General features: G+C 62.3%; 24 protein-coding genes. 13 read left to right on the forward strand and 11 right to left on the reverse strand.

Translation table 11 applies throughout. From position 1 onward, the window contains the following. Positions 1-70: 70 nt before the first annotated feature. The 6 genes from rpsP (at position 71) to xerD (ending at position 3,658) form a co-directional block, all read left to right on the forward strand. Positions 71-319 carry a 30S ribosomal protein S16 gene (gene rpsP / locus DB032_RS02725; protein ID WP_019102878.1) on the forward strand — a complete coding sequence of 83 codons (249 nt, stop codon included), beginning with the start codon at positions 71-73 and terminating at the stop codon, positions 317-319. A 35-nt stretch (positions 320-354) separates the two neighbouring features. Next, complete coding sequence (gene rimM / locus DB032_RS02730; protein WP_107798149.1) at positions 355-861, forward strand: ribosome maturation factor RimM; 507 nt, start codon at positions 355-357, stop codon at positions 859-861. Next, entirely contained in the window at positions 861-1,628 is a 768-nt protein-coding gene (trmD, locus tag DB032_RS02735) for a tRNA (guanosine(37)-N1)-methyltransferase TrmD (RefSeq protein ID WP_048415670.1), read from the forward strand. The genes rimM and trmD overlap by 1 nt, the downstream gene beginning before the upstream one ends. Before the next feature lie 3 nt (positions 1,629-1,631). After that, a complete protein-coding gene (gene rplS, locus DB032_RS02740) occupies positions 1,632-2,000 on the forward strand; it encodes a 50S ribosomal protein L19 (RefSeq protein WP_019102875.1) in 369 nt (122 codons plus the stop codon). Between the two features lie 85 nt (positions 2,001-2,085). Further along, a complete protein-coding gene (locus tag DB032_RS02745) occupies positions 2,086-2,553 on the forward strand; it encodes a methylated-DNA--[protein]-cysteine S-methyltransferase (RefSeq protein ID WP_107798150.1) in 468 nt (155 codons plus the stop codon). Positions 2,554-2,749: 196 nt separating this feature from the next. Further along, the gene (gene xerD, locus DB032_RS02750; protein ID WP_370445184.1) at positions 2,750-3,658 is read left to right on the forward strand and encodes a site-specific tyrosine recombinase XerD; all 909 of its coding nucleotides are present in this window, start codon (positions 2,750-2,752) and stop codon (positions 3,656-3,658) included. Positions 3,659-3,711: 53 nt separating this feature from the next. Here the strand turns inward: xerD and clpA are convergent, their stop codons facing one another. Together clpA and clpS are read right to left on the reverse strand one after the other, a co-directional pair. After that, on the reverse strand, positions 3,712-5,988 hold the full coding sequence (gene clpA / locus DB032_RS02755) for an ATP-dependent Clp protease ATP-binding subunit ClpA (protein ID WP_107798152.1): 2,277 nt from the start codon (positions 5,986-5,988) through the stop codon (positions 3,712-3,714). After that, positions 5,988-6,296: an ATP-dependent Clp protease adapter ClpS gene (clpS, locus tag DB032_RS02760; protein WP_019101854.1), complete on the reverse strand. Its 309-nt coding sequence runs from the start codon at positions 6,294-6,296 to the stop codon at positions 5,988-5,990. The genes clpA and clpS overlap by 1 nt, the downstream gene beginning before the upstream one ends. A 231-nt stretch (positions 6,297-6,527) precedes the next feature. On the opposite strand from clpS, the gene DB032_RS02765 reads away from it, so the two are divergent. Beyond that, on the forward strand, positions 6,528-6,731 hold the full coding sequence (locus tag DB032_RS02765; protein WP_019101271.1) for a cold-shock protein: 204 nt from the start codon (positions 6,528-6,530) through the stop codon (positions 6,729-6,731). A gap of 85 nt (positions 6,732-6,816) precedes the next feature. On the opposite strand, the gene mdtH is transcribed toward DB032_RS02765, so the two are convergent. Beyond that, positions 6,817-8,019, reverse strand: coding sequence for a multidrug efflux MFS transporter MdtH (mdtH, locus tag DB032_RS02770; RefSeq protein ID WP_107798153.1), 1,203 nt, complete (start codon positions 8,017-8,019; stop codon positions 6,817-6,819). Between the two features lie 87 nt (positions 8,020-8,106). Here mdtH and DB032_RS02775 point away from each other — a divergent pair, with 87 nt between their 5' ends. Next, complete coding sequence (locus tag DB032_RS02775; RefSeq protein WP_107798154.1) at positions 8,107-9,012, forward strand: LysR family transcriptional regulator; 906 nt, start codon at positions 8,107-8,109, stop codon at positions 9,010-9,012. Here the strand turns inward: DB032_RS02775 and DB032_RS02780 are convergent. The 3 genes from DB032_RS02780 to DB032_RS02790 all read right to left on the reverse strand — a co-directional run bounded on the left by DB032_RS02780 (position 8,995) and on the right by DB032_RS02790 (position 12,181). Then, positions 8,995-9,663 (reverse strand): GntR family transcriptional regulator, encoded by a 669-nt coding sequence (locus tag DB032_RS02780; protein WP_107798155.1) that lies wholly within the window; start codon positions 9,661-9,663, stop codon positions 8,995-8,997. The two genes, DB032_RS02775 and DB032_RS02780, sit on opposite strands and share 18 nt — an antisense overlap. Positions 9,664-10,160: 497 nt before the next feature. Further along, entirely contained in the window at positions 10,161-10,859 is a 699-nt protein-coding gene (gene ubiG / locus DB032_RS02785; protein ID WP_107798156.1) for a bifunctional 2-polyprenyl-6-hydroxyphenol methylase/3-demethylubiquinol 3-O-methyltransferase UbiG, read from the reverse strand. A gap of 2 nt (positions 10,860-10,861) precedes the next feature. After that, complete coding sequence (locus tag DB032_RS02790) at positions 10,862-12,181, reverse strand: TRZ/ATZ family hydrolase (RefSeq protein WP_107798157.1); 1,320 nt, start codon at positions 12,179-12,181, stop codon at positions 10,862-10,864. A 254-nt stretch (positions 12,182-12,435) separates the two neighbouring features. Here DB032_RS02790 and DB032_RS02795 point away from each other — a divergent pair, with 254 nt between their 5' ends. Then, complete coding sequence (locus DB032_RS02795) at positions 12,436-15,246, forward strand: bifunctional diguanylate cyclase/phosphodiesterase (protein ID WP_107798158.1); 2,811 nt, start codon at positions 12,436-12,438, stop codon at positions 15,244-15,246. A 32-nt stretch (positions 15,247-15,278) separates the two neighbouring features. After that, on the forward strand, positions 15,279-16,220 hold the full coding sequence (locus DB032_RS02800) for a sensor domain-containing diguanylate cyclase (RefSeq protein ID WP_107798159.1): 942 nt from the start codon (positions 15,279-15,281) through the stop codon (positions 16,218-16,220). A 13-nt stretch (positions 16,221-16,233) separates the two neighbouring features. On the opposite strand, the gene DB032_RS02805 is transcribed toward DB032_RS02800, so the two are convergent. Continuing rightward, on the reverse strand, positions 16,234-17,136 hold the full coding sequence (locus DB032_RS02805; RefSeq protein WP_107798160.1) for a LysR family transcriptional regulator: 903 nt from the start codon (positions 17,134-17,136) through the stop codon (positions 16,234-16,236). Positions 17,137-17,239: 103 nt separating this feature from the next. Between DB032_RS02805 and DB032_RS02810 the strand changes: the two genes are divergently transcribed. Beyond that, the gene (locus tag DB032_RS02810) at positions 17,240-18,229 is read left to right on the forward strand and encodes an aldo/keto reductase (RefSeq protein ID WP_107798161.1); all 990 of its coding nucleotides are present in this window, start codon (positions 17,240-17,242) and stop codon (positions 18,227-18,229) included. An 8-nt stretch (positions 18,230-18,237) separates the two neighbouring features. On the opposite strand, the gene DB032_RS02815 is transcribed toward DB032_RS02810, so the two are convergent. Continuing rightward, positions 18,238-18,687, reverse strand: coding sequence for a hypothetical protein (locus DB032_RS02815; protein WP_107798162.1), 450 nt, complete (start codon positions 18,685-18,687; stop codon positions 18,238-18,240). Between the two features lie 211 nt (positions 18,688-18,898). Here DB032_RS02815 and DB032_RS02820 point away from each other — a divergent pair, with 211 nt between their 5' ends. Next, the gene (locus DB032_RS02820) at positions 18,899-19,231 is read left to right on the forward strand and encodes a monooxygenase (protein WP_107798163.1); all 333 of its coding nucleotides are present in this window, start codon (positions 18,899-18,901) and stop codon (positions 19,229-19,231) included. A 142-nt stretch (positions 19,232-19,373) separates the two neighbouring features. On the opposite strand, the gene lysS is transcribed toward DB032_RS02820, so the two are convergent. From lysS to DB032_RS02835, 3 genes are all read right to left on the reverse strand, one after another. Further along, positions 19,374-20,879, reverse strand: a complete 1,506-nt coding sequence (lysS, locus tag DB032_RS02825) for a lysine--tRNA ligase (RefSeq protein WP_107798164.1) — start codon at positions 20,877-20,879, stop codon at positions 19,374-19,376. A 72-nt stretch (positions 20,880-20,951) separates the two neighbouring features. Next, a protein-coding gene (gene prfB / locus DB032_RS02830; RefSeq protein WP_146176780.1) for a peptide chain release factor 2 occupies positions 20,952-22,056 on the reverse strand; the annotation gives its coding sequence in 2 pieces (ribosomal slippage) (positions 20,952-21,974 and positions 21,976-22,056; 1,104 coding nt in all). Positions 22,057-22,172: 116 nt separating this feature from the next. Then, positions 22,173-23,153 (reverse strand): malate dehydrogenase, encoded by a 981-nt coding sequence (locus DB032_RS02835; protein WP_048411376.1) that lies wholly within the window; start codon positions 23,151-23,153, stop codon positions 22,173-22,175. Positions 23,154-23,363: 210 nt separating this feature from the next. Here DB032_RS02835 and DB032_RS02840 point away from each other — a divergent pair, with 210 nt between their 5' ends. Beyond that, complete coding sequence (locus DB032_RS02840) at positions 23,364-24,098, forward strand: GntR family transcriptional regulator (RefSeq protein ID WP_048415654.1); 735 nt, start codon at positions 23,364-23,366, stop codon at positions 24,096-24,098. Positions 24,099-24,150: the final 52 nt, after the last annotated feature.

Consider the following 24,150-nt stretch of genomic DNA (forward strand, 5'->3'; position numbering starts at 1 on the left):
CAAGATAAGGGAAAACTGACCTAAAATCGTGGGCTTTTCTCATACCGTTTTTATTCAAGGACAATCGACAATGGTAGTGATTCGTCTGGCACGTGGCGGCGCCAAGAACCGTCCGTTCTACAACATCGTGGTGACCGATTCCCGTAACCGTCGTGACGGTCGCTTCATCGAGCGCGTTGGCTTCTACAACCCGGTTGCCAACGAGAAGCAAGAGCGCGTCCGTTTCACCATGGACCGCCTGAACCACTGGGTTGGCGTTGGCGCTCAAGTTTCCGACGCCGTTGCCAAGCTGCTGAAAGAGCAGAAGGCCGCTGCCTAAGCGTTCGTTGACACATCAACTGACGGACTAGGCGCATGCGCAACGAAGATCTCGTAGTGATGGGGTTTGTGCGTGGCGCCTTTGGTGTCAAGGGCTGGGTGAAAGTCCAGGCCGACACCGAATACGCTGACGGTCTGTTCGACTACCCGGTCTGGTGGCTGGGCAAGGAGAACGACTGGAAGCCGTACACATTTGAAAACGGCGCTCTCCAGCCCAAGGCGCTTGCCGCCAAGCTGGAAGGCGTGGAAGACCGCGACGCGGCCGAAGCCCTGCGCGGCATGCAAATCGCCGTGCCGCGCGAAGAGTTGCCGGCCGCCGAGGAAGGCGAATACTACTGGGCCGATCTGATCGGTCTGGAAGTCGTCAATCAGCAAGGCGAAGTGCTGGGCAAAGTCAGCGAATTGATGGAAACCGGCGCGCACGATGTGTTGGTGGTGCAAGGCACGGACGGCCAGCGCATGATTCCCTTCGTGGATCAGTATGTGCTGGAAGTTCAGCTTGCCGCAGGCAAGATCCAGGTGGACTGGGGTCTGGACTACTGATGCAGATCGACGCGGTAACGCTGTTTCCGGAGATGTTCGATTCCATCGCCCGCTTTGGCGTTAGCCAGCGGGCGCTTGATTTGGGCATTTGGGGTTTTCAGGCCTGGAATCCTCGCGATTTCACGCATGACAACTACCGCCGGGTAGACGACCGGCCTTATGGCGGCGGCCCCGGCATGGTGATGCAGATCGAGCCCCTGGCGCAGTCCATCGCGGCGGCCAGGGCGAGGCAGGCGCAAGCCGGAGCCGAGCGCAGCCATGTGATTTATCTTTCGCCGCAAGGCCGTCCGCTGACGCATGCGAAGGCGGCGGAGCTGTCGCAAAGAGCGGGCCTGATCCTGCTGTGCGGCCGCTACGAGGGCGTGGACGAGAGGTTGATCCAGCGCGAGGTCGACGAGGAGATTTCCATCGGCGACTACGTGCTGTCCGGCGGCGAGCTGCCGGCCATGGTGCTGATGGACGCGGTGGTGCGTTTGCTGCCCGGCGTCCTGAACGACGCGCAATCGGCTTACGAAGATTCATTTGTGGACGGGCTTCTTGATTGTCCGCACTATACCCGACCCGAAGACTATCAGGGCATGCGGGTGCCGGATGTGCTGTTGTCCGGTAATCATGCGCTGATCGCTAAATGGCGGCTGAAACAGGCTCTGGGCAGGACGATGCAACGTCGCCCGGATTTGCTGCAAGGCCGTATTTTGACAAAACAGGAATCTCGGCTGCTGGCGGAGTACCAGCAGGAACAAGATCTCCAGAAAAACCAGGAGTGAATCATGGATCTGATCCAGAAACTCGAGCAAGAAGAAATCGCCCGCCTGGGCAAAACCCTGCCGGAATTCGCCCCGGGCGACACCATCGTCGTTCAGGTGAAGGTTAAGGAAGGCAACCGCGAACGTCTGCAGGCTTACGAAGGCGTGGTTATCGCCAAGAAAAACGCTGGCCTGAACAGCGCTTTCACCGTGCGCAAGATGTCCGCCGGCGAAGGCGTAGAGCGTACTTTCCAAACCTACTCCCCGCTGGTGGCTTCCGTTGAAGTGAAGCGCCGTGGTGACGTGCGTCGCGCCAAGCTGTACTACCTGCGCGGCCGTACCGGCAAATCCGCACGCATCAAGGAAAAACTGCCGGCTCGCAAGCAAGGCTAAGCCTTGTCGAGTCAGGCTTAGGCTTGATGACAGTTCAAAGCGCAAGGCGATGCCTTGCGCTTTTTTATTATCCGGAGGCGGACACATGGAATACAGCGCGGTGATCGACGCGCCGTTCGGGCAGCTGGGCATGGTATGTCTCGACGGCGCGCTGGTGAATCTGGAATTCCTGGCCGAGCGGCAAGCCCTCAGGCCGCCGGAGCCGCGCAGTCTGGAGCAGGAGGTGGCGGAACAGCTGCGCGCTTATTTCGTCGATCCGCGCTTTGGCTTCAGCCTGCCTTATCGTTTGCGGGGCAGCGAGCACCAGCAGCGCGTCTGGCGCGAGATAGAACGGATTCCCTGCGGGCAGATGGCGCGCTATCAGGATATCGCCACGGCGCTGGGCTCGTCGGCGCGGGCGGTGGGCAATGCCTGCGGGCGCAATCCGGTACCCATCATCGTGCCTTGCCACCGCGTGGTGGCCCGCAACAGCCTGGGCGGCTTCAATCGCTCCTTGGGCCGGGAAACCGTGGACATCAAGCAGTGGCTGCTGGCGCATGAGTTCGGTTGTTGAGCGGAGGGGGGCGCGCAAGGCGCCGCTTTGCCTCTGTTGAGGCGCGAGTCGAGGTCATTGCGCGAGGCCCGGGCTCGCCTTTAAGGGGAGCAGGGGAATGTTTTGCCCGCGAGGCGGACAAAGACTGAGGATTATTCAGTATGGATGTTTCGCGCGGGTGGCGGCCTGACGCGCATATCGGCGGACGACGACAATAATGGATGCGAGCAGCGAAGCAATGAAGGCGGCCGAGGAGGCCATCGACGCGTTTCTGGACCAGCTATGGTTGAGCGACGGCCTGTCCAAGAACACCCTGGCCGCGTATCGGCGCGATCTGGGCAAGCTGGCAGCGAGACTGGGAGACGAGGGCGTTAGCCTGACGGAGGCCGCTTCTGGGCACCTGGAGCAGGCGCTTTTGCTGGGCGTGGACCGAGAGAAGCCGGCGACCCGGGCGCGGATGGTGTCGGCGATGAAGCGCTTTTATCAATATCTGGCGCAGGCGGGTTTGCGCGACGACGACCCATGCGCACGCTTGCGCGCGCCCAAACAGGGGCCGCGCTTGCCCAAATCCCTGTCCGAGCGGCATGTGGAAGCCTTGCTGGAAGCGCCGGACGTGGGCACGCCGCTGGGCCTGCGCGACCGCGCGATGCTGGAGCTGCTTTACGCCAGCGGCTTGCGCGTGTCGGAGCTGGTGGGCTTGACTCTGCAACAAGTGAATTTGCTGGACGGCCTGGTCAAGACCATGGGCAAGGGCAATAAGGAGAGACTGGTGCCCTTGGGCGAGCTGGCCCAGGAGTGGCTGCAGCGTTATCTGGCCGAGGCGAGGCCGGTTTTGCTGGCGGGCGCGGTCTGCGACACGGTGTTCGTGACCCAGCGCAAGGCGGGCATGACGCGACAGATGGCCTGGCATCTGATCTCGCAGTACGCCAAGCGCCAGGGCTTGCCGGCGGTGAGCCCGCACGTGTTGCGTCATGCCTTCGCCACTCATCTGGTCAACCACGGCGCGGATTTGCGCGTGGTGCAGCTGCTGCTGGGGCATTCTGACATTTCCACCACGCAGATCTATACCTATGTGGCGCGCGAGCGCTTGAAACAGCTGCACGCCAAACATCATCCTCGCGGTTGAGATGAAAAGAAAAACGCCCGCGTCAGCGGGCGTTGCGTATTGCCGTATCAAGATCAGGCCGGTTCGGGCGCTAAGGCCTGGTGGTCGAACTGCAGCTCCACCTTGTCGTCCAGCACGGTGACGGTGACTTCGCCGCCGGTGACCAGACGGCCGAACAGCAACTCGTCGGCCAGCGCCTTGCGCAGCGTGTCCTGGATCAGACGCGCCATCGGGCGGGCGCCCATCAGCGGATCGAAGCCGTTCTTCGCCAGGTAGCGCCGCAGCTCGTCGGTGAAGTGGATGTCCACCCGCTTCTCCGCCAACTGCTGCTCCAGCTGCATCAGGAACTTGTCCACCACTTGCAGGATGATCTGCTCGTCCAGCATCTTGAACGGGATGATGGCGTCCAGGCGGTTGCGGAATTCCGGACTGAACTGTTTCTTGATGTCGCCCATTTCGTCGCCGGCCGCCTTGGTCTGGGTGAAGCCCAGCGTCGGCTTGGACAGGGACTCCGCGCCCGCGTTGGTGGTCATGATGATCACCACGTTGCGGAAGTCTGCCTTGCGGCCGTTGTTGTCGGTCAGGGTGCCGTGGTCCATCACCTGCAACAGCACGTTGTAGATGTCCGGATGCGCTTTTTCGATCTCATCCAGCAAGACCACCGCGTACGGATGCTTGTTGACCGCCTCGGTCAGCTGGCCGCCCTGTTCGAAGCCGACATAGCCCGGAGGCGCGCCGATCAGCCGAGACACCGCGTGCCGTTCCATGTACTCGGACATGTCGAAGCGGATCAGCTCCACGCCCAGGATATAGGCCAGTTGCCGCGCCACTTCGGTCTTGCCGACGCCGGTGGGACCGGAGAACAGGAAGGAACCGATCGGCTTTTGCGGATTGCCCAGGCCGGAACGCGTCATCTTGATGGCGCTGGCCAGCCCTTCGATGGCTTTTTCCTGACCAAAGACCACGTTTTTCAGATCGCGCTCCAGATTCTTCAGCACGTTCTTGTCGTCGGACGACACGGTCTTGGGCGGAATGCGCGCGATCTTGGCGACGATGTCCTCGATCTCGGTCTTGTTGATGACCTTCTTCTGCTTGGACTTGGGCAGAATCTTCTGCGCGGCGCCGGCCTCGTCGATCACGTCGATGGCCTTGTCCGGCAGATGGCGGTCGTTGATGAAGCGCGCCGATAGCTCCGCCGCGGTGGACAGCGCCGACTGGGTGTACTTGACGCCGTGGTGGGCCTCGAAGCGGGATTTCAGCCCCTTGAGGATTTCCACGGTCTGCTCCACCGTCGGCTCGTTGACGTCGATCTTCTGGAAACGGCGCGACAGCGCGTTGTCCTTCTCGAAGATGCTGCGGTATTCGTTGTAGGTGGTCGCCCCGATACAGCGCAGGCTGCCGTTGGACAAGGCCGGCTTCAGCAGGTTGGACGCGTCCAGCGTGCCGCCCGAGGCCGCTCCGGCGCCGATCAGCGTGTGAATCTCGTCGATGAACAGAATGGCGTTGCTGTCCTCGGTCAATTGCTTGATCACCGCCTTCAGCCGCTGTTCGAAATCGCCGCGGTATTTGGTGCCGGCCAGCAGCGCTCCCATGTCCAGCGCGTAGACGGTGGACTTGCCCAGAATCTCCGGCACTTCGCCGTTGACGATGCGGCGCGCCAGGCCTTCGGCGATGGCGGTCTTGCCCACGCCGGCCTCGCCCACCAGCAAGGGGTTGTTCTTGCGGCGACGGCACAGAATCTGCACGGTGCGCTCCAACTCGGGCTCGCGGCCGATCAGCGGATCTATCCTGCCGTCGCGCGCCTGCTGGTTGAGGTTCAGCGTGTAGTTTTCCAGCGCGCCGCCCGGACCGGTGGCCTGCTCCTCGCTCTCCGCTTCGCCGCTGCTGTCGCGCGGCTCCTGCGGCTGCTGCTGCGAGCGCTGCTTGGTGATTCCGTGAGAAATGAAATTCACCACGTCCAGCCGCGAAATGCCTTGCTGGTGCAGATAGTACACCGCGTGGGAGTCCTTCTCGCCGAAGATGGCCACCAGGATGTTAGCCCCGGTCACCTCTTTTTTGCCGGAAGACTGCACGTGCAGGATCGCGCGCTGTATCACGCGCTGGAAGCCGAGAGTGGGTTGAGTTTCCACCTCCGCCTCCCCGGGCACGGTGGGGGTGTGCTCATCGATGAAATCGCCCAGCTGTTTTTTCAGCTGGTCGATGTTGGCTCCACATGCGCGCAGTACTTCGGCGGCCGACGGGTTGTCGGTCATCGCGAGTAACAGATGCTCCACGCTGATGAACTCGTGGCGCTTGCGCCTTGCGTCCATGAACGCCATGTGCAGGCTTACTTCAAGCTCCTGGGCAATCATCAGTTTTCCTCCATAACGCACTGGAGCGGATGCTGGTGCGCTTTCGCATATTGCAACACCTGCTCGACCTTTGTTGCAGCCACGTCTTTGGTATAAACGCCACACACGCCGTGACCTTGCGTGTGGACTTGCAGCATGATGTGAGTGGCCTTTTCGCGGTTCATGTAGAAGAACTGCTGGAGGACCTGGATCACAAAATCCATCGGGGTAAAATCATCGTTCAATAACAAGACCTTATACATCGGGGGTGGGTTTTCCCTAACCCGGGACGCCTCTTGTATGGCATCGTCCTTGAACTGCGTAGACATGTCGGCTTTCGTGGAATCTGCGTCTTACTTCAATTTGGGTTCCCCGAGAGTTTTTTTCAAGGGGACTGGCACTTTTCCTCTACGACTTGACGATGAGCGGCGGGTTGCGTAGAAATGCAGCTGGTGCTTGGCTTAACTGTTTGGCATTTTTTTGCGCTAGGCAAGCCAGACAACTCTTATTAAGCTCTAAGTTGGTCGGCTTCACCAGCCTTTTTTTGCAAGGAAGTAAGAATGGCATTAGGTACCGTTAAGTGGTTCAATGACGCTAAAGGCTTTGGCTTCATTACTCCGGATGAAGGCGGCGAGGATTTGTTCGCTCACTTCTCGGCCATCAACATGCAAGGCTTCAAAACCCTGAAAGAAGGGCAACGTGTAAGCTTTGAAGTGGTGTCCGGTCCGAAGGGCAAGCAAGCGTCCAATATTCAGAACGCGTAACACCGGTTTTACTGTCTGTTTGTCGCAAGGCAAACAGCCCAGCTGATTGATGAAAAGCCCGCCATCCGGCGGGCTTTTGTTGTTGTCAGGCCGCTTGTTTGAGCGTCCGCGGCGCGGCGGGACCAAACTGGCGCGCCAGCGCGATGAAGGTGAGCGCGCCCGCGGCGGCCAGCAGCAGCCAGGGCAGGCCGGCTTGATGCCGGCTTTGGGCAAAGTCGTAGAGCCAGCCGCCGGCGAGAAAGCCGCCGCCGCCGCCCAGGGCCAGGCCCAGCCGGCTGGCGCCCATATAGCTGGCTCTGGCTTCCGGACGGGCCAGGCTGGCCACCAGGGTTTCCCGCGCCGGTTCGGTGATGAGGGTGCCGAGAAAGAAGGCGGCCAGGATGAGGAAGGCGGTCAGCGGTTGCCGCGCCACGGCCATGCAGGCGAGGCTGAGGCTCATCAACGCGATGCCGGCCAGTACTCGGGTTTCCAGGCGGAAATGGCGTTCGCCCAGCCGCGCCAAAGGATAGAGCAGGCTCAGCGACAAGGCGGTTTCCAGGCCGTACATCCAGCCCACGGCCTGGGCGGTGCCGGTCAATTGCTTGATGGCGATGGGCAGCAACAGCATGATCTGCACGCTGAGCAGGTAATAACCGCTGAGCGTGAGCACCAGCTTCAGGAAACGATGATCGTTCAGCACGATGCGGATGGAGGCCAGCGCGGGCGCCCGCCGGGCGGCGACGCGGTAGTCCGGCAGCAGGCAGGCGTTTGCCGCCGCCGCCGCCAAAAACGCGACGGCGCCGCCCAGGCATACCCAGTGGAAGTCGAATTGCAGCAGCCAGGAGCCGAACAAGGCGCCGCCCACCGCGCCGGCGCTGTCCTGCATCATCAGCAGCGAGTAGAAGCGGTTGCGTTCGCGCGGCCGCGTCAATTTGGCCACCAGCGCGGAGCGCGGCGGATCGAACAGCGTGCCGCCCAGGCCGGAGAGCAGGCAGGACAGCCAGAGCTGCCACGGCGCGTTCGCCAGCGCCATGGCGGCAAAGCCGGCGGCTCGCAGCAGCATGCCGGCCACGATCAGCGGTTTGGCGCCGAAACGGTCGGCCAGGGAGCCGCCGAACAAGCCCAGCCCTTGCTGGGTGAACTGGCGCAAACCCAGCCCAAAGCCCACCGCGGCCGCGGTCCAGCCCAGTTGATCGACGAAATGCAGGCTGATCAGCGGAAAGACCATGAAGAAACCAAATACCACGATCAGATTGTCCAGCAGGATGAAGCCTTTGCCCAAGGTCCGGGCCCGCTTTAGCAGCGCCATGAAATCTCCTTATTTTCATGTCATTCTATGAAGGCTCCTGATATTCTGAAACTGACTAATCCGTAATAGTTAATATTGGATTTTCTTATGTCTATCGCGCTCTCCGATTTGCGCCTATTGCTGGATATCGCCGAGCTGGGCAGTTTCAGCCAGGCCGCCGCCAAGCGCGGCTGGTCGCAGCCCCAGGTCAGTCAGCGAGTGCAATTGCTGGAGCAGGAGCTGGGGACTTGCCTGTTTCATCGCCACCGTCGTGGCGCGGAGCCCACAGCGGCCTGCCTGGCCTTTTTGCCATCGGCGCAGCAGGCGGTGTCGGCCTTGGAGCAGGGGAGGGAGATCCTGCAGGGCACGCCGGCCTTGCCCTGCCTGCGGCTGTCTTGTCTGCCGTCGCTGACTTCGGCGGTTTTCGGTCCTTTATTGCTGGACTTGGCCGAGGCGCCGCTGGAAATCCGCTGCGACACCGATCACTCGCCGCTGATCATGCAGAACCTGTTGTCCGGCCTGGTGCAGGTCGGCTTCGTGTTGCGGTGTCCTGCGATGGCGGGCATTCAGATGGAAACGCTGTGGCGCTCTCCCATCGTGGCGGTGGCGGCGGCCGGGCATCCGTTGGCGGAGCGGGAGCAGCCGCTGAGTTTGGAGGAGGTGGCGTCCTACCGGATCGCGCCCCAGTACTGGGGCGTGGAGTGCGATGAGTTGATACGCCGGCTGCGGCTGGCGCGCACCGTGGCCCAGCCCATCCATGCGATCCAGCCGGCGTCGGCGGCCAGGGAGTTGGCCTTGCGTCACGGTTTTCTGTGTTTCATGCCGGAGCTGTCGATTCAGTCCGATCTGGCCGACGGCGTTTTGCGACGGCTGAGCATTGCCGACCTGCCGGCCTGGCAGTGGGAGGTCACCATGGCCTGGCGCGCCGGCAAGCGCAGGGATGCGGGGAAGGAGCTGGTGCTGGACGCCGCCCGGGCTTTGGCCGGGCGGTGGGCCTCAATGGCGTCCGGCTAGCGATTCGGCGGCGCTTTGCGCCAGTTGGCTGTATTGCTGGCCGAACTCGGCCACCATCTGGCGCAATCTGGCGGTGTCGCGGGCGATGATGGTCTTGAGCAGGTTTTCCAGGAAGAGCTGGGTCTGGTCCATCTGGCTCTTGCCGGCGCGCAGAATGGCGAACAGGCAGCGCTGAGTCAGCGGCAGTAAGTCCTTCAGCGTGTGTTCCAGATAGCGGTTGCCGGCGTAGCGGTACAGGGTGTCGAGAAAATCGACGCCGTGGTCGTAAAAGCCGTGCAAATCGTCTTTGCGGTTGCATTCGGCCAACTGGGTGGTGACTTCGAAGAAGTGGGCCAGGTCGTCGTTTTGCCAGGAGGTGGCGAGGTTACAGACCGCTTGATCCAGCAGCAGGAACCACAGTTCGAAGAAATGGCGCACATCCTGACCGGTGATGCTGGACACCACCGCGCCGCGACGCGGGAAAATCTCCACCAGATGGCGGCGTTGCAAAATCAATAAAGCTTCGCGTACGGACCCGCGGCTGACTTCCAGTTCCGACGCAATGCGCAATTCCTGGATGCGCTCTCCGGCTTGCATCGTGCCTTGTATGATTTGTTTGCCCAGGTATTGGGCAATTTGTTCGGTCAGTGAGTCGTTCGCTTTGAACGTCATCTTGCTCTCCGGAATAGAATATTATTATTTTCCTATGTTTGATATGCGCCGGCAATCAAACTGCAACGTTTGTCTGGCAGTAGTTTGTCCGACAGATTGTTGTTATCAAAACATTATCAGCGGTTTTGGCGTCGACTGTTGTCAACTTGCCGCACTAGACAAGCGTTGCGAAGGTTTTACTTGCGCATTCATCATATCAATCATACGATTAAAACGCTTGTTTGAAATGGCTGACACGAGAGGGGCTATCAAAATAGGCGAGAGGCGGCGGAGAGGCATTTCCGCCGTCTTGCGGACCCGGCCGGCGGCCGGCCCGAGCGGGAACAGCAGCCTCGCAGGCGACGAGCGGCGCAAGCCGAACGCCGCCGTAAGCGGGCCGTCCCGCGAGGGCGTCGAAGCCGGCGCGGCGTTTGCGAACTTTAGCGGGTTGTGTCCGGTGTGGAACCGGGAGTGTGATTCAGGCCTTCGCCCATGGCGAAGGCCTTTTTTCTTGCCGCTTATTCGGGACGACGGCAGGCCATCAGATAATTGACGGCGGTGTCGTCGCCCAGCGCGTAGATGCGCGTCAGCGGGTTGTAACTCATGCCGCGGACGACATCCAGCTCCAGACCGGCGTTGCGGGCCATGCGCGACAATTCCGAAGGTTTGAGGAAGCGCGCGTATTCATGGGTGCCGCGCGGCAGCATGTTCAGCACGTATTCGGCGCCGATCACCGCCAGCAGATAGGACTTGGCGTTGCGGTTGAGCGTGGAGAAAAACACCCAGCCGCCGGGTTTGACCAGGCTGGCGCAGCTGCGCACCACGCTTTGCGGGTCCGGCACGTGTTCCAGCATTTCCATGCAGGTGACCACGTCGAAGCTGGCCGGCGCTTCCTCCGCCAGTTCTTCCACTGCCACGCAGCGGTAATCCACCGCCACGCCGGACTCCAGGCTGTGCAGCTGAGCCACTTTCAGCGATTTCTTGGCCAGGTCGATGCCGGTGACGCCGGCGCCGCGCGCGGCCATGCTTTCCGCCAGGATGCCGCCGCCGCAGCCCACGTCCAGCACTTGCTTGCCGGCGATGGCCGCGCGCGCGTCGATGAAGTCCAGGCGCAGCGGATTGATTTCATGCAGCGGCTTGAATTCGCCGCTCATATCCCACCATTTGTGCGCCAGCTGGCTGAATTTGTCGATTTCGGTTTCGTCTACATTAATCATGATTATTTCGCCAGAATGCGATGACGCCAATCTTCCGCGCGCGCCTTGAGCGCGGCTTCGTCCAGAGTTTTGAGTTGGCGTTGTTCCAATAGAGCCTGACCTTTGACCCAGACATGGCTGACTTGTTCGCGGCCGGCCGCGTAGACCACGTGGGAGATCGGGTCGAAGGCCGGCGCGGTTTCGATGGCGGACAGATCGATGGCGATCAGGTCGGCCTGCTTGCCGGTCTTGATCGAGCCGACTTTGTCGGCGATGCCCAGCGCGCGCGCGCCGTTGAGCGTAGCCATGCGGATGGCGGCGGCGGCGGGCACCGAGGTGGGGTCCAGCGTGCCCACTTTGGCCAGCAGCGCCGCCAGCCGGGTTTCCGCCAGCATGTCCAACTTGTTGTTGGAGGCGGCGCCGTCGGTGCCTATGCCCACCGCGATGCCGGCCTGCAGCATCTTGGGAATGGGGGCGATGCCGGAAGCCAGCTTCATATTGGACGAGGGATTGTGCGCCACCGACACGCCGTGCTTGGCCGCCAGTTCGATTTCCTCGTCGTTCAGATGCACCATGTGGGCGGCGATCAGGCGCGGCGACAGCAGGCCCAGCTGTTGCAGGCGGGCCAGCGGGCGCTGGTGCCGCTCCTTGACGCTGTTGCTGACCTCGTCCGCGGTTTCGTGGATATGGCAGTGGATCAGCATGTCTTCCTGTTCCGCCAGCGTCACAACCTTGGCGAAGGTGTCGTCCGACACCGTGTAGGGCGCGTGCGGGGCCAGGGTGAAGGTGATCAGTTCTTCGCCCAGGAACTGGCGGCGCTCGGCCAGGGACTTGCTGATGTAGTCGTCGGCGTTGCTGGCGTAATTGGTGGGGAACTCCAGGATGGAACAGCCGACAAAAGTGCGCATGCCGGAGGCCAGGCCGGCGCGGGCCATCGCGCCGTGATAGAAATACATGTCGTTGATGGTGGTGGTGCCGCCGCGGATCATCTCCCCCATCGCCAGCAGCGCGCCGTCGAACACGAAATCGTCGCGCACGTGTTTGCCCTCGGCCGGCCAGATATGATTGGTCAGCCAGTCCATCAGCGCCTTGTCGTCGGCGAGGCCGCGCAAGAGCGTCATCGCGGAGTGGCCGTGCAGATTGATCAGGCCCGGCATCAGCACGTGGTTGGGCAATTCCACGCGTTGATCCGCCTCCAGCGCGCCGGCTTGGTCGGCTGGAATAATCGCGGCAATCCTGCCATCCTTCAGAGCAATGGCGTGGTTTTCCAGGATTTCGCCGTCTTCCTCGACGGTAATGATCCAGCGGGCGGTGATAATTTTGTCATAACGGGACTGGGACATGGGGCAATCCTGGCGCGATTTTGAAGTGACGTGGATTGTAGGCCGAGGCTAAATGCAAGGCAATGACGGAGCGCGGGAAGCGGCGGCGAAGCAGGCCGGCGCAAGGCTTGCCGGATCCGGGCTTGACAAGGCGATGACTAGTGAATATTCCAGCATTTTGCCGCGATTATCCGGTGTATACTTTTGAAAATATGAACAACTGACGCATGGGCTCAATTGCCTGCGGCTAATGGCGAGCGATAATAAACGCAAACATGGCACACCACGCTGACGATAAATCCACAGCCAGTACCGGCCTTTCCCTCAGGGCTGTCTTTCTCATCGCCGTGGTGCTGGGCTTGCTGATTCCCGCGTCCATCATCAGTTATCTGAGTTTCAATATTCAACGGGACGCGTTAACCGCCCAGTTGGAAACCGATCAAAAACGCCTGCTGGACATCGTCGCTCTGGGCATGCAGGAGCCCTTGTGGAATCTGAGCCGCCAGGCCGGCAACCCGTTGATCGCTTCGGTGATGGAAGACGCGAGGGTGGTTTCCATCCGCGTCACCGACACCCAGTCCAATCAGATCTTTCTGTCTTCGGTGCGCGCGGAGCGCCGCATCGGCAGCGTCTCCTTCGTGGAAAAACCGGTGATCTACCGCGGGGAGGAAATCGGCCAGGTGACGCTGGAATTCGACAATGAACACCTCGCCATCGCGCTCAACAACCAGATCAAGAATATTCTGATGATTCTGGCGGCGCAGCTGGTGTTGTCCATTCTGCTGATCATGAGCATTCTGCACTCGCGCTTCCTCAGCCCGATGAAGGCCCTGACCGAACAGGCGCGCTTGCTGGCCGAACTCAAGCTGGACCGGCCGTTCGAATGGCAGCGCCGCGACGAGATCGGCCATCTGGGCAAACACCTGGAATGGACCCGCGCGGAACTCAAGCGCTTGCTGGACGAGTTGCGCGCCAAGACGCTGGCGCTGGAAGCGGACATTTCCCGCCGCCGCGAGGTGGAGGACGCGCTGCGCCGCTCCGAGAACAAATACCGCGAACTGTTCTGGTCCAACCTCGACGGCATTGTGATCAGCTCGCTGGACGGCCAGGTGATAGACGCCAACCCCGCCTTCCTCAACCTGATGTGCTACAGCCTGGATCAGCTCAAGCTACAGAATTTCTGGACACTGGTGGGGCCGGAGAGCGAGGCGTTGGAGCGCTTCAATCTGGACAACAAGGTATTGCGCTTCGGCTACTGCGACGAGTTCGAGGCCACCTATATCAACCGTTTCGGCAATCCGGTGCCGGTCAGCGTCAAGACCGTGGCGATGCGCGACGCCTTCGGACGCATCAACGCGGTATGGCGCATGGTGCGCGACATCTCCGAGAAACGCGCGGCGGAGGAGAGGGTGCAACTGGCCGCCAAGGTGTTCGAGAACACCGTGGAAGGCATCATGATCACCGACGCGGACAAACGCATCCGCAGCGTCAACCGCGCTTTCACCGAGATCACCGGCTACACCCAGCACGAGGTGCTGGGCCAGAAGACCAGCGTGCTGTCCTCCGGCCGCCACGACCAGCCCTTCTACGAACAGATGTGGCAGTCCATCGCCGACCACGGCTCCTGGCAGGGCGAGTTGTGGAACCGCCGCAAGAACGGCGAGGTGTTCCCGGAATGGCTGGCGATCAACGCGGTGCGCAACAGCCTGGGCGAAATCACCCATTACGTGGCCATCTTCAGCGATCTGACCGAGCGTAAGGCGGCCGACGAGCGCATCCAGTTCCTCGCCCATTTCGACGTGCTGACCAGCTTGCCCAACCGCGTGCACATGCAGGACCGGGTGGAGCTGGCTATCCACAACGCCGGCCGCGACAACGAGCGGCTGGCCTTGCTGCTGCTGGACCTGGACCGCTTCAAGACCGTCAACGAATCGCTGGGCCACACCGCCGGCGACACCCTGCTGCAGGTGGCGGCGGACCGGATCAAGGGCGTGCTGGGGCCGGGAGAGATGCTGGCGCGCCAGGGCGGCGACGAATTCATCGTGCTGCTGCCGGTGATTTCCGATCCGGGCGAGGCGGCGATGGCGGCGGAGCGCATCCGCGACGCCTTCACTGCGTCGATAGAGTTGCACAATCATGTGATCACCATCACGCCGTCCATCGGCATCAGCGTCTACCCGGACGACGGCCGCGACTACGAGACCCTGGTGCGCAACGCCGACGCGGCGATGTATCACGCCAAATCCTCGGGCCGCAACAGCTACAAGTTCTACACCGCCGACCTCAACGCCCGCGCCCGCGAAATCCTGGCGATTGAAAGCCAGCTGCGCTTCGCGCTGGAGCGCGAGGAGTTCGTGCTGCATTATCAGCCGCAAGTGGAAATGGCCAGCGGCCGCATCATAGGAGCCGAGGCGCTGATCCGCTGGAACCATCCGTCGCTGGGCGTGCTGGGGCCGGTGCGTTTCATCGAGGTGGCGGAGGAGCGCGGCTTCATCGTGCAGATTGGCAACTGGGTGATAGGCGAGGCCACGCGCCAGCTGGCCGCCTGGCGCAGCCAGGGCCTGCCGGAACTGACCCTGGCCATCAATCTGTCCGCCTTGCAGTTCCGCCAGTCCGATCTGGCGGATCAGATCACCTCGGCGCTGGCCACCAACGGCCTGCCCGGTCACGCGCTGGACATCGAGGTGACCGAGAGCGTGGTGATGGAAGACGCGATGGCCACCATACAGGCCATCGACAATATGAAGAATATGGGGCTGAAGCTGTCCATCGACGATTTCGGCACCGGCTATTCCAGCCTGTCCTATCTGAAGCGCTTCAAGGCGGACAAGCTGAAGATCGACCGTTCCTTCGTGCGCGACATCCCGCACGACGCCGACGACACCGCCATTGCCCGCGCCATCATCAATATGGCCAAGAACCTGAATATGAAGGTGGTGGCGGAAGGGGTGGAAACGATAGAGCAATGGCACTTCCTGCAACGCGAAGGCTGCGAATACGTGCAAGGCTACTTGATCGCCCGGCCGCTGCCGGCGGACGAGTTCGTCAAACTGCTGGCCCAGGACTGCCTGTTGCCGCAGGAGTGAGCTGACCCAAGGGCAGGGACGGGAGCGCGCGGATGACTTTCAAGATTGGCGACGAGGCGGTGGATGTCGGCAAGGAAGTGTTGTCGCGCAGCCTGGACTTCGTGCCCATTCCCATCCTGATTTCAGAGTCCGACGCCAAGCTGGACCAGCCCGGCCGGCGCGTGCATCGCTATCTGAACCGCGCTTTCCTGCAGCAAATAGGCTACACGCTGGAGCAGATGCCGGACATGGAGGCCTGGTTTCGTCTGGCTTATCCCGATCCGGCCTACCGCTTGGAGGTGGAGCAAAGCTGGCTGCAGGCGGTGAAGGACAGCCTGGCGCTGGGCCGCAACCTGGCGGAGATGACAGTGAGGGTGTGCTGCGCCGACGGCCGCCTGCGCTGGTTCATCGTCACCGCGCAACTGCATGCCGACCTGCTGCCCAACTGGCACATCGTCACCTTCCGCGACGTGGACGACCTCAAGTGCGCGATGGACGAGAACGTCAGGTTGTCGCGCACGGATTTTCTCACCGGTTTGATCAACCGCCGCGAGGCGGTGCGTCAGATGGAGGCCGCCTGGCTGCAATGGCTGCAGACGCGCCGGCCGTTCGCGGTCTTGTTGTGCGATATCGACCATTTCAAGCTGGTGAACGACCATTTCGGCCATGACGGCGGCGACTATGTGCTGGTGGAAGCGGCGCGCTTACTGAGCGAGACGTTTCCGGACTTGCTCTGTTCGCGCTGGGGCGGGGAAGAGTTTCTGCTGCTGGCTCCGGACGCCGATCAGGCCAAGGCCGCCGCCTTGGCGGAACAGGCCCGGCAGCGGCTCGCCGCCGCCAATCTGCAATGGCAGCAGCATCCGGTGCCCTTGACCCTGAGCATAGGCCATGTCTGCGCGCAGCCGGGCCTGGAAGTGGAGGTCTTGCTGCAGCGCGCGGACGCCGCCTTGTATCAGGCCAAGGCGGCGGGGCGCAATTGCTGTCGGGCGGGGTGAGGCCGGCGGGCCGTCAACGGGCGGTCATCGCCTGTCTCAGGTAGTCGATGAACGCCCGCAGTTTCGCCGGCTGATGCAGGTGGTGCGGGTAATACAGGTAGAAGGCCTCCGCTGGCGGCATCCATTCTTCCAATACGGCGATCAGGCCGCCGTCCGCCAGGTGGGGTTCGGCCATCGCCTGCGGCAGATAGGCGAGGCCGAGTCCGCCCAGCGCGACGTGCAGCGCCGCCGCGGTGTCGTTGGCGGTTAGCGGCCCTTGCACCGCGACTTCGAACGGCCGGCCGGCGTCGACGAATTGCCAGCGGTAGACCTGGCCGCTGCTGGCGAAGCGATAGCGCAGGCAATCATGTTGTCGCAACATGGCCGGATGCGCGGGTACGCCGCGCGTTCGCAAATAAGCCGGGCTGGCCGCCACGCAAAAGCGGAGCGGGGCGCTGACCGCCACCGCCTGCATATCCTGTTGCAGGCTCTCGCCGAAGCGCAGGCCGGCGTCCAGACCGCGCTCCACGATATCCACCAATTGATTGTTGACGTCCAGTTCCAGCTTTAGCTGCGGATGCGCGCGCATGAAGCCGGCCAGCAAGGGATACAGCAGCAGGGCGGCGGCGGTATGCGGCAAGGTCAGCTTCAGGGTGCCGCTGAGCTGCCCTTGCCATTGGCGAGTGTCTTCCAGCGCGCCGTCCAGTTGTTCCAGCAGCGGCCTTATCCGCGCCAGCAGCGCCTGGCCGGCTTCGGTCAGCCCAACCTTGCGGGTGGTGCGGTTCAGCAGGCGCACGCCCAGTTGCGCCTCCAATTGGCGCAGCGTCTGGCTCAGCGCCGAGGGGGTGACCTCTTGCTGGGCGGCGGCGCGGGTGAAGCTGCCGTGCTGGGCGATGAGGCGGAAGGCGTGCAAGGCGTGCAGAGAGTTTTGCGGCATTGTGAAGATTTTCTACGTAATGCATGCAGATTAAGCCGGTTTTTCCGATGAAGGCAAGCGCATATGCTTCAGGCATCTTAACCGACCACGAAGGATGGCAGGCATGAAACAACGTATCCTGGGCCGTAACGGCCCCTCCGTTTCCGCTTTGGGTTTGGGCTGCATGGGCATGAGCGCTTTCTACGGCGCGCATGACGACGCGGAATCGCTGCGCACGCTGAATCACGCGCTGGATCGCGGGGTCAATCTGCTGGACACCGCGGATATGTACGGACCTTACCGCAACGAGGAATTGCTGGCGCAGCTGCTGAAGTCGCGCCGTAGCGAGGTGGTGCTGGCCACCAAGTTCGGCATCGTGATGGACCCGGCCAATCCGGCCGCGCGCGGCGTCAACGGACGGCCGGAATACGTGCGCAGCAGTTGCGAAGGCAGTCTCAAGCGGCTGGGCGTCGACGTCATCGATCTTTACTATCTGCACCGCGTGGACCCGCAAGTGCCTATCGAAGAAACGGTGGGCGCGATGGCGGAGCTGGTGCGCGCCGGCAAGGTCCGTTACCTGGGCCTGTCCGAGGCCGCGCCCGACACCTTGCGCCGCGCGCACGCCGTCCATCCCATCCACGCGCTGCAAAGCGAATACTCGCTGTGGACGCGGGACCCGGAGCAGCAAACGCTGGCCTTGTGCCGGGAGCTGGGCGTCGGTTTCGTCGCCTACAGCCCGCTGGGGCGCGGTTTTTTGACCGGGGCGATCAGAAGCCCGGACGACTTCGACGCCGACGACTACCGGCGCGGCAATCCGCGCTTCCTCGGCGAGAATTTCCGCCGCAATCTGGCGCTGGTGGACCGGGTGAAGGCCTTGGCCGAAGCCAAGGGCTGCACGCCGGCGCAATTGGCGCTGGCCTGGGTGCTGGCGCACGGCGATCACATCGTCGCCATTCCCGGCGCGCGCCGCATCCGCAATCTGGACGACAATCTGGGCGCGCTGACGCTGGCACTGAGTCCGGCGGAGCGGGCGGAAATCGACGCGGTCTTTCCGCCGGAGGCCGTCAGCGGCCTGCGCTACGCGTCCGAGGTGATGGCGACGGTGCAGCGCTGAGTGCGGTTTTAGCGGTCTCGCCGCCAGTCGCGGCGGTCGCGCTCATGGCCGCGGCCATGGTCGTGATCGTCGTCGCCATGCCAGCCGTGGCGTTCGTGTTCGCGCCTGTACTCATGGCCGCGTTGAACCTGCTGATAACGCGGCACATAGACTTGGCGGTACCACTCGTCGCGAACGAAGTAGACCGGGCGGCCGCAGGCGCCGTAGCGGCCGCAGTAGCGACGCCAATCCTTCATGTGGCCGGGCGGCACCCGCAGATACATCGGCGCCACCGCCACCGGGGCGGGCTGGATGACCACCGGTTGTGGATAGATCAGCTGCGGCGTCGGGAAACCGCCCAGGCTGAGTTGTCCGTAGAAACCGGGCTGGCCGATGGTGATGGAGACGCCGGCCTGGGCCGGCATGGCGCAGAGCCATGCCGAGGCGCTCAGCGCGGCGAATGCGAATAGACGTTTCATGGCGAATGTCCTTTTAGTCGTACAAGCGAGTGTTGTACTGCCAATATCGTCCGGCACTATTGCGCATGCGCGAAGCTGAAGGACGGAATGATGTCTATTGTTGGCGGAAAGGAGGTTTAGCAAACAAAAGCAAAACTTCCCGGCCGCGATGGGCAGCCTGGCAAGGCGCCCTGCGTTGCCGCGAGTCTTGTCTTCTATAGGAAACGCTTTCATGCAAAAACTTCTGCAAGTCCACTTTGATTTTTCCGGTCCTTTCGGCGACGAGATGGCAAGCCGCTTGCAAGAGCTGGCGGCGTCCATCAATCAGGAGCCCGGCTTCCTCTGGAAAATATGGACGGAGAGCCCGGATCGGCAAGAGGCCGGCGGCATTTATCTGTTTGCCAGCGAAGAAACGGCGCAAGCTTATCTGCGCATGCACAGCGCAAGACTGAAAGCCTTGGGGGTGACCGAGGTCAGCGGCAGGATTTTCGACGTGAACCTGGCGCTCAGCGAGCTCAATCATGCGGGCTTTGCGCGCGGGCCGGAGCCGCTTGGGGCCGAGTAGCCGGCAGCCCTGGTCAGCGGGACTCCGCGCCGACGGCTTTGTCCACGCGTGAAAAGCGCGATGCGGGGGGAGGGGGCGCGGGAAAAGAAAAAGCCGCTCGCCGGAAGGCGGGCGGCTGGGTCGAGCCGTAGGCTTGAAGCGCTTATTCCGGACGCATCTGCGGGAACAGAATGACGTCGCGGATGGACGGCGCGTCGGTCAGCAGCATCACCAGGCGGTCGATGCCGATGCCGCAGCCGCCGGTCGGCGGCAGGCCGTATTCCATCGCGCGGATGTAGTCGGCGTCGTAGTGCATCGCCTCGTCGTCGCCGGCGTCCTTCTGCGCCACCTGGGACAGGAAGCGCGCGGCCTGGTCTTCCGGATCGTTCAACTCGGAGTAGCCGTTGGCGTGCTCGCGGCCGACGATGAACAGCTCGAAGCGTTCGGTCAGGCCCGGCTTGCTGTCGGAGCCGCGCGCCAGCGGGGACACTTCCACCGGGTAGTCGATGATGAAGGTCGGGTTCCACAGCAGGCTTTCGGCGCACTCTTCAAACAGCGCCAGTTGCAGGCTGCCCAGGCCCGGCGCCGGCGGCAGCTTGCCGCCCAGGCGCTTGATCTCGCTGGCCACCCAGGCCGTGTCGTCCAGTTGGGCATCTGTGTATTGCGGGTTGTAGTGCTTGATCGCGCCGACGATGGTGAAGCGGTCGAACGGTTTGCCCAGATCCACTTCCTTGCCCTGGTAGCTGACGGTGGTGGAGCCGCAGGATACCAGCGCGCATTCGCGGATGATGGCTTCGGTCATCTCCATCATGCGCTGGTAGTCGCTGTAAGCCTCGTAGAACTCGATCATGGTGAACTCGGGGTTGTGGCGCGTGCTCATCCCCTCGTTGCGGAAGTTGCGGTTGATCTCGAACACGCGCTCCAGACCGCCCACCACCAGGCGCTTCAGATACAGCTCAGGCGCGATGCGCAGGTACAAGGGCATGTCCAGCGCATTGTGGTGGGTGACGAAAGGCTTGGCCGCGGCACCGCCCGGGATCGGGTGCATCATCGGGGTTTCCACTTCCAGATAGCCTTCGCCCACCATCACGTCGCGCACCTTCTGGATGATCTTGGAGCGCTTGATGAAGGTCTGGCGGCTGTCCTCGTTCATGATCAGGTCGGCGTAGCGCTGACGGTACTTGGTTTCCTGATCGGTGATGCCGTGGAATTTCTCCGGCAGCGGACGGATGTTCTTGGACAGCAGGCGCACTTCGCTGGCCTGCACCGTCAGTTCGCCGGTCTTGGTCTTGAACAGCACGCCCTTGACGGCGACGATGTCGCCCAGATCCCAGTGCTTGAACTCGGCGTGCAGCTCTTCGCCCACGCCGTCATTGGAGATATAGGCCTGGATGCGGCCGCTGCCGTCTTGCAGCGTGGCGAAGCTGGCCTTGCCCATCACACGTTTCAACATCATGCGGCCGGCGACGGCAACCTCGATCTTTTCGGCTTCCAGCGCTTCCTTTTCCTTGCCGGCGTGAGCGTCCTGCAGGACTTGCGCGAAGTGGCTGCGCTTGAAGTCGTTGGGGAAGGCGATGCGCTGTTCGCGGATGCTCTTCAGCTTTTGGCGGCGCTCCGCCATGATCTGGTTTTCGTCCTGGCTGGGCGATGCTTGCTCGTGTTCAGACATGTTCACTCCGTAATTCAATGCAATGGCTGTTGGCCGCCGCGCGGGCGGCGGCCGGGTTAAGCGGGTTTAGGTTCAGACGCCCTGTTTCAGGCTGGCCTCGATGAAGCCGTCCAGGTCGCCGTCCATCACGCCCTTGATATTGCCCACTTCGTAGCTGGTGCGCAGATCCTTGATGCGGGACTGGTCGAAGACATAGGAGCGGATCTGGTGGCCCCAGCCCACATCGGTCTTGGTGTCTTCCAGCGCCTGCTTGGCCTCGTTGCGCTTTTTCAGTTCCAGTTCGTACAGCTTGGCGCGCAGCATCTGCATCGCTTCGTCGCGGTTGCGGTGCTGGGAGCGGTCGTTCTGGCACTGCACCACGATCCCGGTGGGATTGTGGGTGATGCGCACGGCGGAGTCGGTCTTGTTGATGTGCTGACCGCCGGCGCCGGAGGCGCGGTAGGTGTCGACGCGCAGATCGGCCGGATTGATGTCGATCACGAAGCTGTCGTCCACTTCCGGATAGACGAAGACCGAGGAGAAGGAGGTGTGGCGGCGCGCGTTGGAGTCGAACGGCGACACGCGCACCAGGCGGTGCACGCCCACTTCAGAGCGCAGCAGGCCGTAGGCGTATTCGCCGCTGATCTTCAGCGTGGCGCTGGTGATGCCGGCCACTTCGCCTTCGGATTCTTCCAGCACTTCCACGCTGAAGCCCTTGCGTTCGGCGTAGCGGATATACATGCGCAGCAGCATGCCGGCCCAGTCCTGGGCCTCGGTGCCGCCGGCGCCGGCCTGGATGTCCAGGAAGCAGTTGTTCGGGTCCATCGGATCGTGGAACATCCGGCGGAATTCCAGCTGCGCGAGCTTGGCTTCGGCGGTGTCCAGATCGGCCTGCACGGCCAGGATGGTGTCGTCGTCGTTTTCGGCGCGGCCCATCTCGAACAATTCGGCGCTGTCGCCGACCATGGCGCTGATCTCGTCGATCACCAGCACCACGTCTTCCAGCTGTTTGCGCTCGCGGCCCAGTTCCTGGGCGCGCTTGGGATCATTCCAGATATCCGGGTCTTCGGTCAGGCGGGAAACTTCTTCCAGACGGTCTTTTTTACCGTCGTAGTCAAAGATACCCCCGGATGTCGGCGCCACGGGTGGCCAGGTCGTCTATCTTGGCCGCGATTTGGTTCAGTACTTCGACTTCAATCATGCTCAACTCCAAATGGCAGTCTGTTAAATATAGGCAGTCGGGAAATCGGGTCTTGATCAAAGACAAAAAAGCGCACCGTAAGGTGCGCTTTTGCTGAAAAGACTTGGGATGGATCAGCCAAACAGGTGAGCGATGGCGGCGCGCTCTTCTTCCAGTTCGGCCAGGGTGAAGTTCATCCGCTCGCGGCTGAACTCGTCGATTTCCAGACCTTGCACAATCTTGTATTCGCCATTTTCGCATACAACCGGGAAGCCGTACATCACGCCTTCCGGGATGCCGTAGGAGCCGTCGGACGGAATGCCCATGGTCACCCATTTACCCTGGCTGCCCAGCACCCAGTCGTGGACGTGGTCGATGGCGGCATTGGCGGCGGAGGCGGCGGAAGACAGGCCGCGCGCTTCGATGATGGCGGCGCCGCGCTTGCCCACGGTGGGCAGGAATACGTCGCGGTTCCAGGCTTCGTCGTTGATCATGGCCTTGACCGGCTGGCCATCAATGCTGGCGAAGCGGTAGTCGGCGTACATGGTCGGCGAGTGGTTGCCCCATACCGCCAGCTTCTCGATGGCGGCCACCGGCTTGCCGGTCTTGGCGGCGATCTGGGACAGCGCGCGGTTGTGGTCAAGACGCAACATGGCGGTGAAGTTTTTCGGATTCAGGTCCGGAGCGGACTTCATCGCGATCCAGGCGTTGGTGTTGGCCGGGTTGCCCACTACCAGCACTTTCACGTCGCGGGCGGCGTGGTCGTTCAGCGCCTTGCCTTGAACGGTGAAGATGGCGCCGTTGGCTTCCAGTAGGTCCTTGCGCTCCATGCCCTTGCTGCGCGGGCGGGCGCCCACCAGCAACGCGACCTTGACGTCCTTGAAGGCCACGTTCGGGTCGTCGGTGGCAACCATGCCGGCCAACAGCGGGAAGGCGCAGTCTTCCAGTTCCATCATCACGCCCTTGAGGGCGGTTTGGGCTTGCGGCAGGTCCAGCAGTTGCAGGATGACCGGTTGATCCTTGCCGAGCATTTCGCCGCTGGCAATGCGGAACAGCAGACTATAGCCGATTTGGCCGGCTGCGCCGGTGACGGCGACGCGAACGGGAGCTTTCATTGGCGGACTCTCCTTTGATGTATCCGATAATGACGATATGCAGATGTTGCTCTGCAGCATTGAATGCTTTTGTGCGGCTGAGTGTAACACGGAGTATAGCCAAAGTGGGGGTGTAATCCTCATCAGAAAAGCTGATGGGTCCGGTAAAGTCTTGTATCTTATATAAGACTTGTATTTACGCTTGATTTGTTTGGTGATACAACAGAGAACATGACAGATCGACCGCTGCGTAGACAGCCGCTGTACAGCCAGATCAAGCAGCAATTGCTGCGCCGGATCGGCGATGGCGAATGGCAGGAGAACGATGCCTTGCCCAGCGAATGGGACTTGGCGGACGAGCTGGGCGCAAGCCAGGGCACGGTGCGCAAGGCCTTGGGCGAACTGGTGGCCGACGGCCTGTTGTATCGCGCGCAGGGCAGGGGCACTTTCGTGGCGCCGGCGCCCAGCGAGTGGGGCGAAGGCCTGCTGTTGACGCCGGGCCTGTTCAACGAGCAGCCGGACGATCTGGCGCGGGAGTTCCTCGGCATTTCGCGGGGCAACGCCAGCGACGACATGGCCGCGGCATTGCAATTGCGGCGCGCTGCGCCTTTATTGAGAGTTCGGCAGCTGTGGCGTTGGCACGGCATCCCGGTCGCGGTGGACGAGGCCTTCTTGCCGGCCGACGAGTTCGAGGGGCTGGACGCGCGATGGCTGCGCGGCTCGTCCGGGGTGTACCAGGCGCTGCAGCAGCGTTTCGGCATCCGTTTGAAAGTATTGTGCGAGCAGTTTCGCGCGTTGATGCTGCCGCGCGAGGAAAGCGCGCTGCTCGGCGTCACCGGCATGGTGGCCGAGGCGCCGGCCTTGAGTCTGATCCGGATTTCCGGCTCGATGGAGGGCGTGCCGCTGGAGTGGCGGCAGCGTTACTGTCTGACGCACAACTGGGCTTACACCGCCCGCCGGGCTTGACGCGGCGGGCTTTTGACGTGACGTGGACGGCTGGGCCGGCGGCGAAAAACAG

The organism is Chromobacterium sp. Panama (assembly GCF_003052555.1).
Classification (GTDB): Bacteria; Pseudomonadota; Gammaproteobacteria; order Burkholderiales; family Chromobacteriaceae; genus Chromobacterium.